9 protein-coding genes and 1 pseudogene are annotated in these 16213 nt (G+C 47.9%); 5 read left to right on the plus strand and 5 right to left on the minus strand.

What is annotated here, in order from left to right; all coding sequences use genetic code 11:
- Window positions 1-10: 10 nt before the first annotated feature.
- Window positions 11-448, plus strand: a complete 438-nt coding sequence (gene dtd, locus D791_RS16680; RefSeq protein ID WP_036514055.1) for a D-aminoacyl-tRNA deacylase — start codon at window positions 11-13, stop codon at window positions 446-448.
- Window positions 449-601: 153 nt separating this feature from the next.
- Window positions 602-2044, plus strand: coding sequence for a sodium-dependent transporter (locus tag D791_RS16685; protein WP_036514058.1), 1443 nt, complete (start codon window positions 602-604; stop codon window positions 2042-2044).
- A 108-nt stretch (window positions 2045-2152) separates the two neighbouring features.
- Here D791_RS16685 and D791_RS16690 read toward each other — a convergent pair whose 3' ends face one another.
- The 3 genes from D791_RS16690 to D791_RS16700 all read right to left on the minus strand — a co-directional run bounded on the left by D791_RS16690 (window position 2153) and on the right by D791_RS16700 (window position 5374).
- The gene (locus D791_RS16690) at window positions 2153-2794 is read right to left on the minus strand and encodes a hypothetical protein (protein WP_157682417.1); all 642 of its coding nucleotides are present in this window, start codon (window positions 2792-2794) and stop codon (window positions 2153-2155) included.
- A gap of 135 nt (window positions 2795-2929) precedes the next feature.
- Entirely contained in the window at window positions 2930-3913 is a 984-nt protein-coding gene (locus D791_RS16695) for an alpha-E domain-containing protein (RefSeq protein WP_036514063.1), read from the minus strand.
- A 3-nt stretch (window positions 3914-3916) separates the two neighbouring features.
- Window positions 3917-5374 (minus strand): circularly permuted type 2 ATP-grasp protein, encoded by a 1458-nt coding sequence (locus D791_RS16700; RefSeq protein WP_036514066.1) that lies wholly within the window; start codon window positions 5372-5374, stop codon window positions 3917-3919.
- Between the two features lie 332 nt (window positions 5375-5706).
- On the opposite strand from D791_RS16700, the pseudogene D791_RS16705 reads away from it, so the two are divergent.
- The 3 genes and pseudogenes from D791_RS16705 to D791_RS16715 all read left to right on the plus strand — a co-directional run bounded on the left by D791_RS16705 (window position 5707) and on the right by D791_RS16715 (window position 12696).
- Window positions 5707-9026, plus strand: a pseudogene (locus D791_RS16705) (transglutaminase family protein).
- Window positions 9027-9104: 78 nt separating this feature from the next.
- Window positions 9105-11720 carry a circularly permuted type 2 ATP-grasp protein gene (locus tag D791_RS16710; protein ID WP_036514069.1) on the plus strand — a complete coding sequence of 872 codons (2616 nt, stop codon included), beginning with the start codon at window positions 9105-9107 and terminating at the stop codon, window positions 11718-11720.
- A gap of 58 nt (window positions 11721-11778) precedes the next feature.
- A complete protein-coding gene (locus D791_RS16715; protein ID WP_036514072.1) occupies window positions 11779-12696 on the plus strand; it encodes a transglutaminase family protein in 918 nt (305 codons plus the stop codon).
- Between the two features lie 21 nt (window positions 12697-12717).
- On the opposite strand, the gene D791_RS16720 is transcribed toward D791_RS16715, so the two are convergent.
- Window positions 12718-14778 carry a hypothetical protein gene (locus D791_RS16720; protein ID WP_036514074.1) on the minus strand — a complete coding sequence of 687 codons (2061 nt, stop codon included), beginning with the start codon at window positions 14776-14778 and terminating at the stop codon, window positions 12718-12720.
- Window positions 14779-16191 (minus strand): SulP family inorganic anion transporter, encoded by a 1413-nt coding sequence (locus D791_RS21585; RefSeq protein ID WP_202806894.1) that lies wholly within the window; start codon window positions 16189-16191, stop codon window positions 14779-14781.
- Between the last annotated feature and the right edge of the window lie 22 nt (window positions 16192-16213).

Genomic DNA, 16213 nt, shown 5'->3' on the forward strand with positions numbered 1-16213 from the left:
CCACTACACCATGAAAGGCCTGATACAACGTGTACAGCATGCGTCCGTTCATGTCGATAAAGAATGCATCGGCAACATTCATCAGGGCTTGCTCCTCCTGCTCGGGATTGAAAAGCAAGACACAGAAGAATCTGCCGATAAGATGATCCACAAGGTGCTGAATTATCGCGTTTTTTCCGATGAGACTGGGCGCATGAATCTTAATGTCCAGCAAGTCAATGGTGGACTCTTGATTGTCTCGCAGTTTACACTCGTCGCAGATACCAAAAAAGGGTTACGGCCTGGCTTCTCAATGGGCGCAGCACCCGAACAAGGAGAAGCGCTTTACGACTACTTTGTTCAGCGCGCCCAAGCGGCCTATCAACATATAGGAACAGGGCAGTTCGGTGCCGATATGCAGGTTTCGCTACTCAACGACGGCCCTGTCACCTTTCTGCTCGAAACCTAAAGAATTAGGTAATTTTCGTATTTTTTGGCCTTTAGACAAATCTTTCTGTCTTATAGTTGGATATTTCAAAAAAAACCGCCTATTGATATAAGGTAAAATCGGCGGTTTGTACACAGTTTATATAACTCTAACTATAACGGATCAGCCAAAATTATGAGCTCACCTAAAATTTGGACCCATAAGGGGACCTTTCTGCTTGCCGCCGTTGGCTCGGCTGTCGGCCTCGGGAATCTCTGGCGTTTCCCATACTTAACAGGCGAGAATGGTGGCGGAGCCTTCATACTCATTTATGCACTCACCATTGCCGTGGTGGGCATTCCCATCCTGATTGCTGAAAGCTTACTCGGTCGTGCAAGTCGTAAAAGCCCAATCATGGGTATGAAGTACCTCACCAAATCTCATGGCACTAGCTCCAACTGGCAAATTATCGGCTGGATGGGTGCAGCAGCGGCCTTCATTATCCTAAGCTTCTACTCGGTCATTGCTGGCTGGGCGATTCACTACACTGGACTTATGTTTTCAGGATCCTTGAGCGGAGCCAGTTCTGAAACGATCGGGGCTGCATTTGGCGACCTTCTCGCATCACCTGGTCTTCTCCTGCTCTACCACACCCTGTTCATTCTCGCCTCGGGTGCGATTGTCGGCATGGGTATCCATAAAGGAATTGAAAGCGGATTACGCTTTATGATGCCAGCCCTGTTCTTCATCCTGCTGATTGTACTTGCCTATGGCATTATCGCAGGTGACGCGGTGGCAGCCATGAAGTTTTTGTTCACGTTCAATCTATCGGATCTAAGCCTTGAAGGCTGGTTACAAGCCATGGGGCAGTCGTTCTTCACCTTGAGCTTAGGCATGGGTGCAATCATGGCCTATGGTGCCTACATGTCCAGTGAAGCCTCCCTAACACGCACGGCAATTTCGATTGCTGTCGTCGATACCGTCATTGCCTTATTGGCAGGTATTGCAATTTTTGCCTTGGTCTTTGGCAGCGGGATGGAAGCAGGACAAGGACCTGGCTTGATGTTCGTCACACTGCCTATCGCTTTTGCTGACCTACCTGGCGGTATTCTATTAGGGGGAATCTTCTTCATTTTAGTGATCGGTGCTGCCTTGACCTCTGCCATCTCGCTTGTCGAGCCCGTGGCTGCATTCCTGGTTGAAAAGTACGGTTTAAGCCGCCCTACAGCCGTTGGCATTATGATTGCTGGCTGTTGGTTGCTGGGCTTAGTGACCGTATTTAGCTTCAATATTTGGTCAGAAGGCACCATTACCCATACGCTGTTTAATCGCTCACCCTTTGATGTGTTAGAGTTTGTAACAAACATTCTAATGCCGTTGGGCGGGTTACTGATTGCCTTGTTTGCAGGCTGGGCGTTGAGCCGTGATGAAGTGATTCGGGAAATGGCCACCAATGATCAGTGGTTCAAAGTTTGGCAGTTCTTGGTCAGATTTATTGCCCCAACAGCGGTTGCGTTCGTGTTTTTACGAACCATTCCACAAGTCGAAGGTTACCTGATCCCTGCCGTGGGTTCAGTCCTAATTATTGGTGCGTTTACAGCCGGTCGCACTTTTATGGTGAATAACAAAGCCAATTAAGTTTTACTCTAGGCCAAAAAGCCGTGTCGTCATTTTAAAAAATGGACACGGCTTTTTTTAAAAATACGCGAAAGGCAGGTCTAATCAAATGAACCGTCAAACAAACATTTAAGAATGTTTTTCTTTCTGCGCTTGCTGAACACCAACCGATTTTTGCTCCCAATGATACAAAAGACTCCCATACAAAATGAACGCATAGGCGGCGAGTTCAATACCTTCCTGTATCGTGTTTTTAACCAATCTTGGCGCCGAACGATCAAAATCGTGCATAAAAATCGCTTCCCAGAGCGCACCCGTTCCGAACACTCGGCTAAAAAACAACAGCAATGCGATTCCAGTCAAAACATACGCAAATGGATAGGATTTTGCCGCCTCAGCCATCGACACCCAGAGGTTTTTGCGCCAAAAACAGGCCACTAAGATTGAGCACACGGCAACACCTGCAACCAAATATTGCCATAAACCCGGTTGCATCATATCCAACAGCGCATCCTGCTCGCGAATAAACATACAAAGAAATAAACCCGCCACCAGCACCGAAAAGCCACGTTGTTCAGGCATCATCCACATCAGCTTATAAAAAATAATTGCGGATAACCCAATAAAAATCGTTTGGCTAATCTCCGTGACGCCTTGTTCAGGCATACCATGACCAATCACCACGATATCCAGATACACGGCCAAGGGTGACCATAACAGCCCAGCGATTAAACCCAAAAAGCTCAAAATTGAATATTTGATACTGATCAAAGCCTGCGACATTCCTTACCCTCTGTCATTGTCCTGAAATAATAAAGGTGTATTTTGAAGGGGGTTCGCTGCGTTGTCGATAGATTCTTGAATCTGGCACTCGGATGAGTGCCAGATATTGTGAGTCAGATGCGTTCAGTTTTGCGTTTGAGTTTGCGCTAACTGTGCAACAATTTCCTTTTCATGCAATAGAGTGAACCAAGTGTCGACAACAGCATCGTGAATGTCCAAAAAATCAATTTGTAATTGATCGATGTACTGATGCAGCTGATCCGGCTCTGAAGACAAAAGAGGAATGTCTGCACTGGTGATATGCGCCAAACAGTTTTGTGCTGCCGTTAATGCGCGCAGATGACCAGGAAGCTGGCTCAGCTCGGCACACACTTGAGTTAACGCACATGCAACTGCGCGAGGGAAGCGCACATCCTGCAATAAGAAACGAAGTACATCCGGCCCTCTCACGCGCAACCGCACATGTTGACGGTACATCTGAAAGCCTGTTAACGACTTCAAAACGCTCACCCATTGCAAGGTTTCAAAGGGCGTCATTTCATCCGGCGTGCGCGGCAATAAATTTTCTGAACGAACATCAATAATCCGCGTTGTCATGTCCGCCCGCTCAATCGAACGCCCCAACTGCAGAAAGGTTCTCACCTGCGTATAGCTCAACGTCCCCTCAATCATCCCATTCACAGTCTCACAACTGCGAATGACTCTATTCAAAAACGCATCGCGATTTCTGGGCGTAATCCCAGCTTCAACTTGATGACTGATGGCTAAGAAAAGCTGATTCACCTCCTCCCAAATACGCTGAGGCATCACATCACGCGTTGTTCTCAAGTTTTCTCGCGCAGCGGCAAGTGACGAAACAATCGATCCACTGTATCGACGATCTCCACAGAAGAAGCTGAGCACACTGGCCTCATCTCTCTCTGTATAGTACTTGTCAAACACCGCATCACTGCTCGTAATGGTCACTAAAGACGACCAGCCCAAGCGGGTCGCTTTAGGGAAGTCCAACAATAAATGACTGTTAACACTAATCAGCCGTGCTGTATCTTCCGCACGTTCGAGGTAGCGAGCCATCCAATACACACTTTCGGCAACTCTTGATAACATAACTCAACCCCTCTTAGTATCGACAATCCAAGTATCTTTGCTACCCCCACCTTGTGAGGAATTGACCACCAAGGATCCTTTGGTCATTGCCACACGCGTGAGTCCGCCCATGGTCACATAGGTAGACTGACCACCCGACAGAATAAAGGGACGCAAGTCAACATGACGCGGCTCCATTCCTTCATCACACAAGGTCGGAGCGGTTGATAAAGATAACGTAGGCTGCGCCATATAATTACGCGGATTGGCATTAATTAAGTCAGCGAACACTTTTCGCTCTTTTTTAGTGGAGTGAGGACCAATCAACATGCCATAACCACCCGACTCATTCGCAGGTTTTACAACTAGCTTGTCGAGATTATCCAACACATACTTGCGATCATCTTCGAACATACACAGATAGCTCGGCACATTCGGCAAGAGAGGCTCTTGATCGAGATAGTAGCGTATAATCTCAGGAACAAAGGCATACACGACCTTATCATCTGCAACCCCCGCTCCTGGCGCATTGGCTAAAGCCACTTTACCACTGCGCCACGCCCGCATCAGGCCCGGAACACCTAACATTGAATCAGGATTAAAGGCTTCAGGGTCTAAGAACATGTCGTCAATACGGCGATAAATGACGTCAACTCGTTGCAAACCGTCCACGGTACGCATGTACACGCAGTCGTCTTCACCTACCACCAAGTCGCTGCCTTCAACCAACTCCACTCCCATTTGTTGAGCTAAATATGAATGCTCAAAATACGCGGAGTTATAGATACCCGGGGTTAGAACGACGATTTGTGGATCATCTCCAGGTCTTGGCGACATAGAGGCTAGCATGTCATATAGCTGATCGGTGTAATCATCAACCGGTTGTATCCGCCCAGTTGCAAATAACTCAGGCAATACACGCTTGGTGACGTTGCGATTTTCAAGCATGTACGACACGCCCGACGGTACTCGTAAATTATCTTCTAAGACGTAGAGCGTTCCATCCTTGTCTCTGACTAAATCAGAGCCACAAATGTGTGCCCAAACACGGTGCGGTGGTGTAATCCCCACACACTGGGGTCGGAAGTTAACGGACTGCGCTAGCACTTCTGCTGGAAACACACCATCTTTGACAATTTTCTGATCATGATAGAGATCGTCAATGAACATATTGAGTGCCTGCACACGCTGCTTTAATCCTGCAGAGGTTCGTTGCCACTCGTCTAGAGGAATGATTCTTGGAACAATATCAAAAGGCCAAGCGCGATCAATCATGCTGCCTTCGGTGTACACCGTAAAGGTGATCCCCATCATTTGAATTGCAACATCAACCGCCGTTTTATGATCGGCTAATTCACGTGCATCCAACTGTGCTAAATACTCACACAACATCCGAGAAACATCTCGCGGTTGCCCAGGCCCTGCAAGTAGCTCATCGTAAAAGCCATTACACGCGTAATTTTGCCAGTTTACTTTACTCATGGCATGCATTCCGTTCTATTTGTAGATGTTACAAGAATATTAGCAATTGCCATACCAACCGTTATTTTGTTGATATGGATATGCGTTTTTTCGCTACCGCTTGTATTTGTGCACCATAATGCTCATCAAAAAACCCAGCATAAGCACCAAAACAGTGCAGAAATATATCTAAACCTATGTGTCGTTGTTTTTAGACTATAGTTCGTGTGAGCCTATTTTTTCTACCTTTATTCAGAATTCACTATGAATTACATAAATAGGCAGTATAAGTGGCATATCAATTGCTGTTCGTTCACTATACTTACTTAACGATCATTGACCGGATTAAGACGATGACCATACGTGTTGCACTGAAGCACTCTACCCGTTACGACTTCGACAGACCCGTCAACCTTTCGCCTCACTTGGTGCGCCTCAGACCGGCCCCGCACAGTCGTACTCCGATTGATGCCTATTCACTCAAAGTCTCAGGTGGTGAATACTTTATAAATTGGCAGCAAGATCCCTTTGGAAACCACCTCGCTCGATTGGTGTTTCCAGAGAAGGTGACGCATTTGCATGTCGATGTTGAGCTAATCGCCCCTATGACGGTTATCAACCCCTTCGACTTTTTTATTGAAGACTATGCGCAAGCGTTTCCGTTTAAGTACCTGACGGATTAAAAAAAGAGCTGATACCTTATTTAGAAATCACTGAGTCCGGTCCATTACTCACCCAGTGGCTAAGTGAAGTCGCCGATAAACCTACCCCTATGGTTGATTTTCTTGTCGCGATTAATCAGCGTTTAGAGCAAGACATCGACTATTTGATTCGTATGGAGCCTGGCGTACAAACGGCCGAAGAAACCTTAACGAAAGCTCAGGGGTCGTGTCGAGATTCAGCGTGGCTCATGGTGCAAATCTTACGGCACCTTGGTTTAGCGGCGCGCTTTGTGTCTGGCTATCTCATCCAGCTTACAGCAGATGTCAAAGCTCTGGATGGCCCTTCAGGTACAGAGGTTGACTTTACCGATTTGCATGCTTGGACAGAAGTCTTCATTCCAGGAGCTGGCTGGGTTGGTCTAGACCCAACATCGGGACTTTTTGCAGGCGAAGGCCACATTCCTTTGGCTGCAACACCCGAGCCCTCCAGTGCGGCCCCTATTACCGGACTCTCGGACAAGTGTGAGGTTGAATTTGACTTTGAAATGAGCGTCACCCGAGTCCATGAAGACCCACGTGTTACCAAGCCTTACACTGACGAGCAGTGGTCTAAGATCGAGGCGCTGGGTGACTATGTCGACGAACGGATTGAAGCCAACGATTTGCGTCTAACAATGGGGGGTGAGCCGACGTTTGTATCGATTGACGACATGGATGCACCTGAATGGAACACCGAAGCACAAGGCCCCAACAAGCGCCGCCTTGCAGAAGGGCTTTTAAAGCGCCTAAGACCGCATTTTGCACCTGGTAGTCTCATCCATTATCAGCAAGGAAAATGGTATCCAGGCGAACCCCTACCCAGATGGGCCTTAGCCTGCTACTGGCGCAAAGACGGTCTTCCTGTTTGGAAAAATGACAGCCTACTGGCCGACATGTATAAAGACTATTCAGTCACGCCTGACATTGCCAAGAGTTTTACAACCCGCTTGGCCAAGCGTATCGGAGTGGCCGAGAAGTGGATCATTCCCTGCTTTGAAGATGCCTACTACTACTTGTGGCTGGAACGTCAGCAGCCCGTTGATATTGACCTTCGTAAAGAAGACCTTAAAGACGATGAAAACCGTGCACGACTGGCGCGTTTATTAGAGCGTGGTTTGGATGAAATCACAGGTTTCACTCTGCCCCTGAATCGCAGCCCAAGTACTCTTAAGTGGCAATCAGGCCCTTGGCCTATTCGACGTGAGTCGCTCTACCTGATTCCTGGGGATTCGCCTATGGGTCTCAGACTTCCATTATCAGCGCTGCCTTTTGCAGGTCGCGACGACACCCAGCACCCCACCAGCTTATTTGAACATCAAGCCCCTCTGGCTGACATGCATGGAGAGGTCGCGAGTCGCTACAGCGATCTGCAAGCAAAACAAACAGGCGGTCCTTACACGCCAACACCGCTAAAGCAAGATATTCAAGAACAAACACCTGACTCGGCTGATGGACCCATCATTCACACGGCACTGTGTGTTGAACCCCGTGAAGGTAAATTGTTTGTCTTTATGCCGCCGCTACCGCGACTAGAAGATTACTTAGAACTCTTGGCACACATAGAAAAGACCGCGGCTGAATTGACACTTCCGATCTGCGTCGAAGGTTATCCACCTCCTTCCGACAACCGTTTAGAGAAGTTCTTGATCACACCGGATCCAGGGGTTATTGAAGTCAACATTATGCCTTCCAAAACCTGGCGTCAGCTTGTGAGCCGTACTCAATGCTTGTATGAAGAGGCCCGCCTAGCGCGTTTGGGTACAGAAAAATTTATGCTCGATGGTCGACACACTGGAACAGGAGGGGGCAACCATGTCACGCTCGGTGGTGAAACACCGTCAGACTCCCCTTTCTTAAGGCGTCCGGACTTACTGGCCAGTATGATTACCTTCTGGCAACACCACCCAAGTTTATCCTATTTATTTGCAGGAATGTTCTTAGGTCCAACCAGTCAGGCTCCTCGTATTGACGAAGCCCGACATGAAGCCCTATATGAGCTGGAAATTGCTTTTCAACAAATGCCTGTGGGTGAAATCCCTCAGCCGTGGATTGTAGATCGCTTGCTGCGCAACCTGTTAACCGACATTACCGGTAACACACATCGCGCCGAGTTTTGCATTGACAAACTTTACTCCCCTGATAGTCCAACAGGGCGTTTGGGTTTAGTCGAGCTGCGGGGTTTTGAAATGCCGCCTCATGCCCAAATGAGTTTGATGCAACAACTGCTCATACGCGCATTGGTGGCTCGTTTTAGCGAAACACCCTATCGCAAACCACTGGTGCGCTGGGGAACTGCTCTGCATGATCGCTGGCTTCTCCCGCATTATTTATGGGAGGACCTTAAAGATGTACTGCATGACCTGCATGAACATGGCTTTGATTTTGATCCGAGCTGGTTTGAAAGCTTCTTAGAGTTTCGCTTCCCTCAATACGGTCAGGTCATCTACGACCAAGTACAAATTGAGTTACGACAAGCCATCGAGCCTTGGCATGTATTAGGTGAAGAGGTCAGTGGCGGGGGCACCGCACGTTATGTAGACTCATCGGTAGAGCGCTTACAAGTCAAGCTCTTTGGCTATAACCCTGCACGTCATATTTTGACCTGTAATGGACGCAGAGTCCCGCTACAGCCAACGGGTGTGAATTCCGAAGCCGTTGCAGGCATTCGGTACAGAGCTTGGCAACCGCCTTCAGCGCTTCATCCAATGATCCCAGTTCATGCACCGTTGGTATTTGACTTAGTCGACACTTGGAATCAGCGCTCGTTAGGGGGCTGCATTTATCATGTTTCACACCCAGCTGGTCGCAATTACGAAGACTTCCCAGTCAATGCAAATGCAGCAGAATCTAGACGGTTATCTCGTTTCTGGGCGCAAGGTCATACTCAAGGAAAAATGGATATAGGGGTGGAAACGATCCAACCTGAGTACCCTCATACCTTAGATCTTCGCCGAGATCACAGACCTAAATGAGATTCTGATTTATACTCGTCTTATCTCACTTAGCGCCAAGAGGCAAACATCGCCTCTTGGCCCAATACGGTACCGATAATGTTCGACCCCAGCTTACTCAACTCTGAATTACAGGCAATCCTGTCTGCGTATCTTAAACAACTGAATCATCATGGCGTACACGCACATGATGAACTCTTTAGCTCAGATGATCGCATTCGAAATCAATGGCACCCTCTCCTTGAGGAGTTCAGCCAGCTAGGTACCGATACCCTGCTTGCTCGGAGTGAAGAAGCGCAAAATTTATTGCATGAGAACGGAGTAACCTTCAACTCCTATGAAGACGATCCCGGCCGCATGCGATCTTGGGAGCTGGATTGTCTTCCCTATGTAATCAGCACAGATGAATGGGAAGGACTGGAAAGAGGTCTGATTCAACGAGTACGTTTATTGGAAGCCTTAGTCGATGATCTCTATGGGCCAAGAAATGTTATTAAAAAAGGGATTTTACCGCCCGAACTCATTTACACTCACCCAAGCTATCTGTTTCCGGCTTTGAACGAAGAGGAAACACCGGATCGTCCCTATATCATTTTTCACAGCACAGACTTAATACGCAATGCCTCTGGTGAGTGGCTAGTATTGGGGGATTGGGCGCAATCTCCTTCAGGTACAGGCTATGCACTCGAAAACCGCATTACCCTTGCCCGCGCCCTACCCAATTTGTATAGAGAAGCACCAATAAAACGCTTAGCGGGTTTTTTACAAGCACAGTTGCGCTGTCTAGCCAGTTTAAACCGAGGTCAGAAAGAGCACCCCAACATTGTGTTGTTGTCTCCAGGACCTGGCAGTCCTGGCTATTTCGAGCATGCGTGGCTTGCCAACTATATGAACTTCACCCTTGCTGAAGGCGCTGATCTCGTCGTTCGTGACGGGCAAGTGTCGATGAGAACGCTCGGGGGGCTCAAACGGGTTGATATTATTCTTCGACAGATCAATGACCCTTGGTGCGATCCACTTGAACTACGAGGCGATTCTTTACTTGGGGTACCAGGTTTAATGCAAGCCGCACGCAACGGTGAGGTCGAAATTGCCAATGCTCTAGGAACAGGCGTATTGGAGCATCCCGCTTTATCTACTTTCATGCCTGAACTCTGCCAACACCTATTAGGTGAAACGCTGCTTTTAAAAAATAGAGATGCTCTATGGTGTGGAGAAGATCAACAATTAACGCGTGTACTCAATGAAACAGGACAATGGCTCATTAAAGATGTGCGTATGCCGACGCGTGTGATCAAACCCGAAAACCTATCGGTCAACGAACGCGAAATGCTGTACAAATCCATCCAACGACAACCCTATTTATTCGTTGCATTGGATAAACCGAAAGCAGCAACCGCCCCTGTTTTTAATGTCAAAACTCGCCAGTTCGAACCACAACCCGTGAACTTGCGCTTGTTTAGCCTCGTCGAACCTGATGACCTTTTTAAGCCACTGTCGGAACGCCAATACCGTATTATGCCGGGCGGACTCGCATGGATTGGCAACGCAGGTACACCGTTAATGGAAAGCCAAACCGTTAAGGATATATGGGTCATGGCGCCTGTACCGCAACCGCACATCAGTTTGTTGCGTCAAGCCAATGGTCCCATTGTTGTCACTCGAGACGGCACCGACCTCCCTTGTCGAGTGGCTGACAGCCTTTTTTGGATGGGACGTTATGGCGAGCGCTTAGACATCCGATCACGACTGCTACGCGAAACCTTTTCTCGCTTACAACAGGAAGACCAAGAAGACACTGGCACGCGCTTAATTCCCGACTTATTCGCAGCCCTTGAACTCGACTATCCAGATGTACCCAGCGAAACGAAGGCCCTGAAATCCGCCGCGACTGAAAACACTCGCTTGACACGTGCTGAGTATTTGCATTTACGAAATTGTTTATTAGAACTCTTTGCTGAACACCACAATGACGGCATGCCTTGGCTATTTAGTCACTTCCTACGAAATTGCCGTGCAGTTCGCGACCATTTAGGAGACGATGCATGGCGCACGGTCAACAACCTTCGACAACGTTTTAACGACATGCCAAGCGCTCAAAGTGCCATTATGGCACAACGGCATTTAGAGGGTGTCGTCACGAACCTGGCAGCCTTTTTTGGTCTATGCAATGAAACAATGCCGCACCATTATGGTTGGCGCTTCTTGGATATCGGCCGTTTTATTGAGCGGATATTACTATCCCTAGAACTGCTACGCTTGGCCTTGCTCACCGCTAGGCATCCTGGTATCCCTTTATGGGAAGTGGTATTGGCAACGACCGATAACTTTACCGTTTACCGTCGCCGATATCGCTCACAACTGCATCCATCCGCGATCTTGGATTTGCTTTTATTTGACGAAACCAACCCACGCTCCGTAGGATACATGTTGAAACGACTTAGCCGACAAATTGAGCGATTGCCCCATCCGAATATTTCGCCCTACCGCAACCAAGAAACGCGTTTGGTAATTCAGGCGACGAGTGCATTGCATCTTGCGGACTTAGATAACTTAGTCAACATTGATCATTCTGAGGAGGCACAAGCCGCATTGGCAACGCTGCTTGATCAATTAATTCAGCCCATGTCAGAGCTTTCCAATGCCATTTCACACAGTCACTTTAGCCATGTAGAAGCACCTCGCCAGCTAGTGACCATGCAAAGCACTGTATAAGCATGCCAAGTCTAGATACAATAGGTTACACTTTAAGCAAGAGCAACTGACACACGCTATGAAATACGAATTGCGTCACACCACTCGATACGATTATTCTGGTGATGTGACCTTAAGCCATAATGAAGCACGCCTCTTACCCAGAATAATGCCTTGGCAAGAGGTTGAATCCGCAGAGCTGTCTATTTCACCTGCCCCCGTCAGATTACGTGAACGAAGCGATTTTTTTGGCAATCGTGTCAACTACTTCTCGATGCAAGATCTACACAACACGCTTGAGGTGACAGCCAGCAGTATTATTACCACCTCGGCACGCCCCTTTCCCCCTACAGATCTTAATCAGACATGGGAAAGTGCAGTTGATCTGCTTAAAACAGGGCATAACACTCTGGATACCTATATTGATCAAGCACATCTAGAAGCAAAACTGTTTACGCTGGACTCAGATTTTATTCGTCATGATGCGTTATTAGCGGAGTATGCGCGTGCGAGCTTCACCTCCAAACGCTCGCTGATTGACGCTGTTATTGCCTTCAACCAGCAGATTTTTTCAGATTTTATTTACGACCCCGAGCACACAACAATCGCAACTCCCATACTTGATGTACTTGCGTCTCGTCGCGGTGTCTGCCAAGACTTTGCTCATCTGGCCATAGGTTGTTTACGCTCACTTGGACTGGCTGCACGCTACATGAGTGGCTACATGGAAACACTGCCACCACCTGGACAAGAAAAGCTTCAAGGTGCGGATGCGACGCATGCTTGGCTCGCGGTATATATTCCGAAATGGGGCTGGCTCGAAATTGATCCTACCAATGGTTGCTTGCCCGATGAACGTTACATCATTTTAGGTTGGGGCAGAGATTTTGCCGATGTAACGCCACTAAAGGGGGTTATGACCGGAGGCGGCAATGACTTTTTATCGGTGGCGGTGGATGTCATTCCACTGCCAAGAGCTGACGCCAATGCGGCCTAACAGGTCCATCAAAGGGTCGTCTTAGCCCGGTAAATCAGGGTGGTTATGCTGCAACAGGGAGCGCCACTCTTGATTTTGCTCTGACAGAATATGCAGTAAAGCCCGAGTCATTTCGCGCAGCTCCTTTGCTTTATCCCAAGCGCCGAGGGCCGTTTTATCGGGTTCGAGTAAGCGCACTCGATACAAAACAAAAGCATCGTTAAACGTGTCTAGCTGACTCCATACCCGACCCGACATCGCCGACATTCGTGCAACTTCATTGTGAGATAAAATGCCATGTATCGCGGCCCCCCAAGCGGGGAAAAAGGCAGTAAAAATCAAGATCCAGGATAAATTCACAAAAAAATGTACTGTTACAGCCAAAAATGTCACCGCAAAGAGCCCAAATGCCAATTTGTGCAAATAGCTGTGTTCATAATGCAACGTTTGATAGCTATTTAAGAAGTAGCTGCGATGCTCATCAACCACCTTTTGCATACCGTCTAAAAGCACTTGATTTTGGTCTGATAAACAATACCCCGCTTCTGACTTAGGCAAACCTTGAGTTTTCAAAACCCTCTGTAAGATCCAAAGTTCTGCACTTCTAAACGAAAGCGCGTTATGCTGCACTGTCCAATACGAGTGATGAAACGACGATGGAAAAACAAACTGCGGATAACCAATATTTGCATAGCGCAGTTGCTCTGCAATAAAACGATAACTCAACCAATGCCCATGCCAATCATTAAACCGCGAACGCAATACACGCCTTAAAATAAAATGCAGTAAAAAATACTCAAAAAAGACCCAAGTTAAGGTTAAGCCGTCTTGTGAAGCTGGCCATATTTTTAAGGTTCCTGCCACCGCACACAGCACTGCAAATGCAGCTGCAAAATAGATAACCCAAATATCGTGCTTATGACGAGACGAGTAAATATGCGCTTGTTGATCAGCCCAAGTAAACGACCAACCCATTGAGGAAACACAAATGTTTTGGGCGCTTATCTCAGTATTCATGGGTACGGAAGGTGCACCGGCTCCCGGCTTAAATGCAGACATCAAACGACGCAACTCTAAACGTGACAAGGCTATACAAAAAACATGAATATGCCGAATCACTCTGTCTTGAAGGGTTTCCTGCCCTGCACTCGAATGTAAAATCCGATACACCCGAAATGCTTGGCTCATTTGCGGCGGGTGAAACATAGCCTTTAGCCAAGTGCTTTGACGTTTAAGCCAGTGCTTCACATTCATCGGTTTGGGTAGAGATCCAAAGCTGAGTACAAACCAACATGTTTGCAAACAGTATTGCAAAAATGAAGGCTGTTCGATGATTTGCTGATGCTGCTGGAGTTCTTCCTGAACAGCATCAGACATTTGAAAAGGTGCCAAAATTAAGCGCAAATACTCATCAAGACGTGTTGACAAACAAGATGCATCCTTCATCTCAGAAAAGCATGCCAGTAGTTGATACGGCGAACACTCCATTGTCTGCATTTCAAGCAAACGAGCTTCGGTTAAGCGTGTTAACTCCGTCAGCTTAATAACAGGGATATCACTGTCTTTTGGCAGTGTTAGTAGAATAACGGGCGTCCGCCTCACCAAAGCATTTCGGATCAAATGAGCCGTACCACTGCGTATTTTGATGGGTTCTTGCTCATCCCAGACGGCAACCATAACATCCGAAAAGGTTAACACAATCTCATCTCTTAGATGATAGTCACTCTCATCCATATTACTCGGCATGCGCCGATGATCTAAACACACCGGTTGGCGATCATCGTCCCATTCAGGTGATGCAGATGCGGTCATCATCTCTAAAGAATAGCCATTTGCACGGGCCAAGGACCTAGCCACTTCATCGACGCCTGTCGCCACACCCGTTAATAGCCTAAATTCCGGCGAATTCCCATACAATACATGAGCATCTTGAAATACCTGCGACCCTACCCGTTGGATCTGTGCTAAAACGACATGCAACGCGTCCCTCAGATGCTCAGAGCGTTTCGTACCGTGCAGCTTCCAGTTTCGTTGCAGTCTTTCTTGCCTATGGCCTGCGACCAAGACATTCAACACAGGCCTTAATCTCAAGCTGTCGGACATTCAGTCAACCTTCTTATCTAATTGATCCAGTGTCTGAATGGCTTGATGCTGTGTCAGAAACACTTGACCACTCAAATGTTGCAAAAACAGACTCTGTTGTAATCGATCCAAAACGGGACCTTTGATTTCTGATAAATGCAATTGTACCCCTTGCTCTGACAAGAGTTCATTCACACGCTCTAACATCTCCAACGCACTGGCATCGATATGATTAATCCCCGACCCCATCAACACCAAATGTTCAACATCCGTCCGTTGCGCCAGCATATTCAACAAATAGTTTTCAACCTCTTGTGCGTTAGCAAACATTAAGCTCTCGTCTATGCGCAGGGTTAAAATGCGGTCTGAGCGTTCTACATCATAACGTTGGGTATTGCGAAAATGCTCAGTGCCTGGCACTCGACCCACTTCAGCCATATGAGGATTACTGCTGCGTCCCAGCCAAGCGGCTAACGAGGTAAGAACGCCGACAACCAACCCCACTTCTACACCAAGCACCAACACGCCAAAAAAAGTCACAATCCATGACAAGCCGTCTCCGCGACTGTAATGCCAGAGATGTCGACACTCCTGCCAATTGGCCAATCCAAGCACGGCAACAATGATAATGGCCGACAACACAGCATGCGGTAGATAGTAAAGAACACCTGTGAAATACAAAAGAATGAGCGCAATACAAGCGGCTGTCATCACGCCCGCTAAAGGGGTGACGGCTCCGGCATCAAAATTAACGACCGAGCGTGAAAGGCCACCGGTCACGGGCATCCCGCCACTAAAACCCGCCACCACATTCGCCGCACCTAAACCCAGCAACTCGCGATTGCTGTTCACACGCTGTCGCCTCATCGCGCCCAAACTTCTTGCAATGGCAATCGACTCGGCAAAGCCAATCAAACTGATTAAAATGGCTCCGGGGATCAACACCTGTATGTGCGCTACACTGATCTGGGGCAGTTGGAATTGAGGCAGTCCCTGAGGCAATGCTCCCACAATACTGACACCCTGCTCATGGAGTCCTAGCGCAAACACCACTCCCGTCGTCATCAGAATAGCCATAAGGGGGGTCATACGCGAAATGAGCAACACAACCCTAGACGACCACCCTAGAGGGGCCAGTAAAGGCAAAAGAAAACGCTTCATTAATAAAAGAAAAAATAGTGATCCAACCCCTAACATCAGTGTTGGCCAGTGAAGCGTATGGGCTGATTGAACAAGACTGCTCAGTTGCTGCCACGCCGTACTGCCTTCGACTGCAATACCTGTAATGCCTTTCAGTTGACCTAAACTGATGATAATTGCGGACGCTGTTATAAAAGCAGCCATGACAGGATGACTTAGAAAGTTCGCCAGAAATCCCATCCGCAAGACACCCATGAGTATAAGGCAGACTCCGGACAAAAGCGCCAATAGCATGGCAAGCGCAACGTACTCCTCA

Source organism: Nitrincola nitratireducens, assembly GCF_000585235.1.
Taxonomy (GTDB): domain Bacteria; phylum Pseudomonadota; class Gammaproteobacteria; order Pseudomonadales; family Balneatricaceae; genus Nitrincola; species Nitrincola alkalisediminis.

Bases quoted from the DNA above. Each gene is read 5' to 3' on its own strand.
- dtd (WP_036514055.1), top strand. From the start codon at position 11: ATGAAAGGCCTGATACAACGTGTACAGCATGCGTCCGTTCATGTCGAT.
- D791_RS16685 (WP_036514058.1), top strand. From the start codon at position 602: ATGAGCTCACCTAAAATTTGGACCCATAAGGGGACCTTTCTGCTTGCC.
- D791_RS16695 (WP_036514063.1), bottom strand. From the start codon at position 3,913: ATGTTATCAAGAGTTGCCGAAAGTGTGTATTGGATGGCTCGCTACCTC.
- D791_RS16700 (WP_036514066.1), bottom strand. From the start codon at position 5,374: ATGAGTAAAGTAAACTGGCAAAATTACGCGTGTAATGGCTTTTACGAT.
- D791_RS16710 (WP_036514069.1), top strand. From the start codon at position 9,105: ATGTTCGACCCCAGCTTACTCAACTCTGAATTACAGGCAATCCTGTCT.
- D791_RS16715 (WP_036514072.1), top strand. From the start codon at position 11,779: ATGAAATACGAATTGCGTCACACCACTCGATACGATTATTCTGGTGAT.
- D791_RS16720 (WP_036514074.1), bottom strand. From the start codon at position 14,778: ATGTCCGACAGCTTGAGATTAAGGCCTGTGTTGAATGTCTTGGTCGCA.
- D791_RS21585 (WP_202806894.1), bottom strand. From the start codon at position 16,191: ATGCTATTGGCGCTTTTGTCCGGAGTCTGCCTTATACTCATGGGTGTC.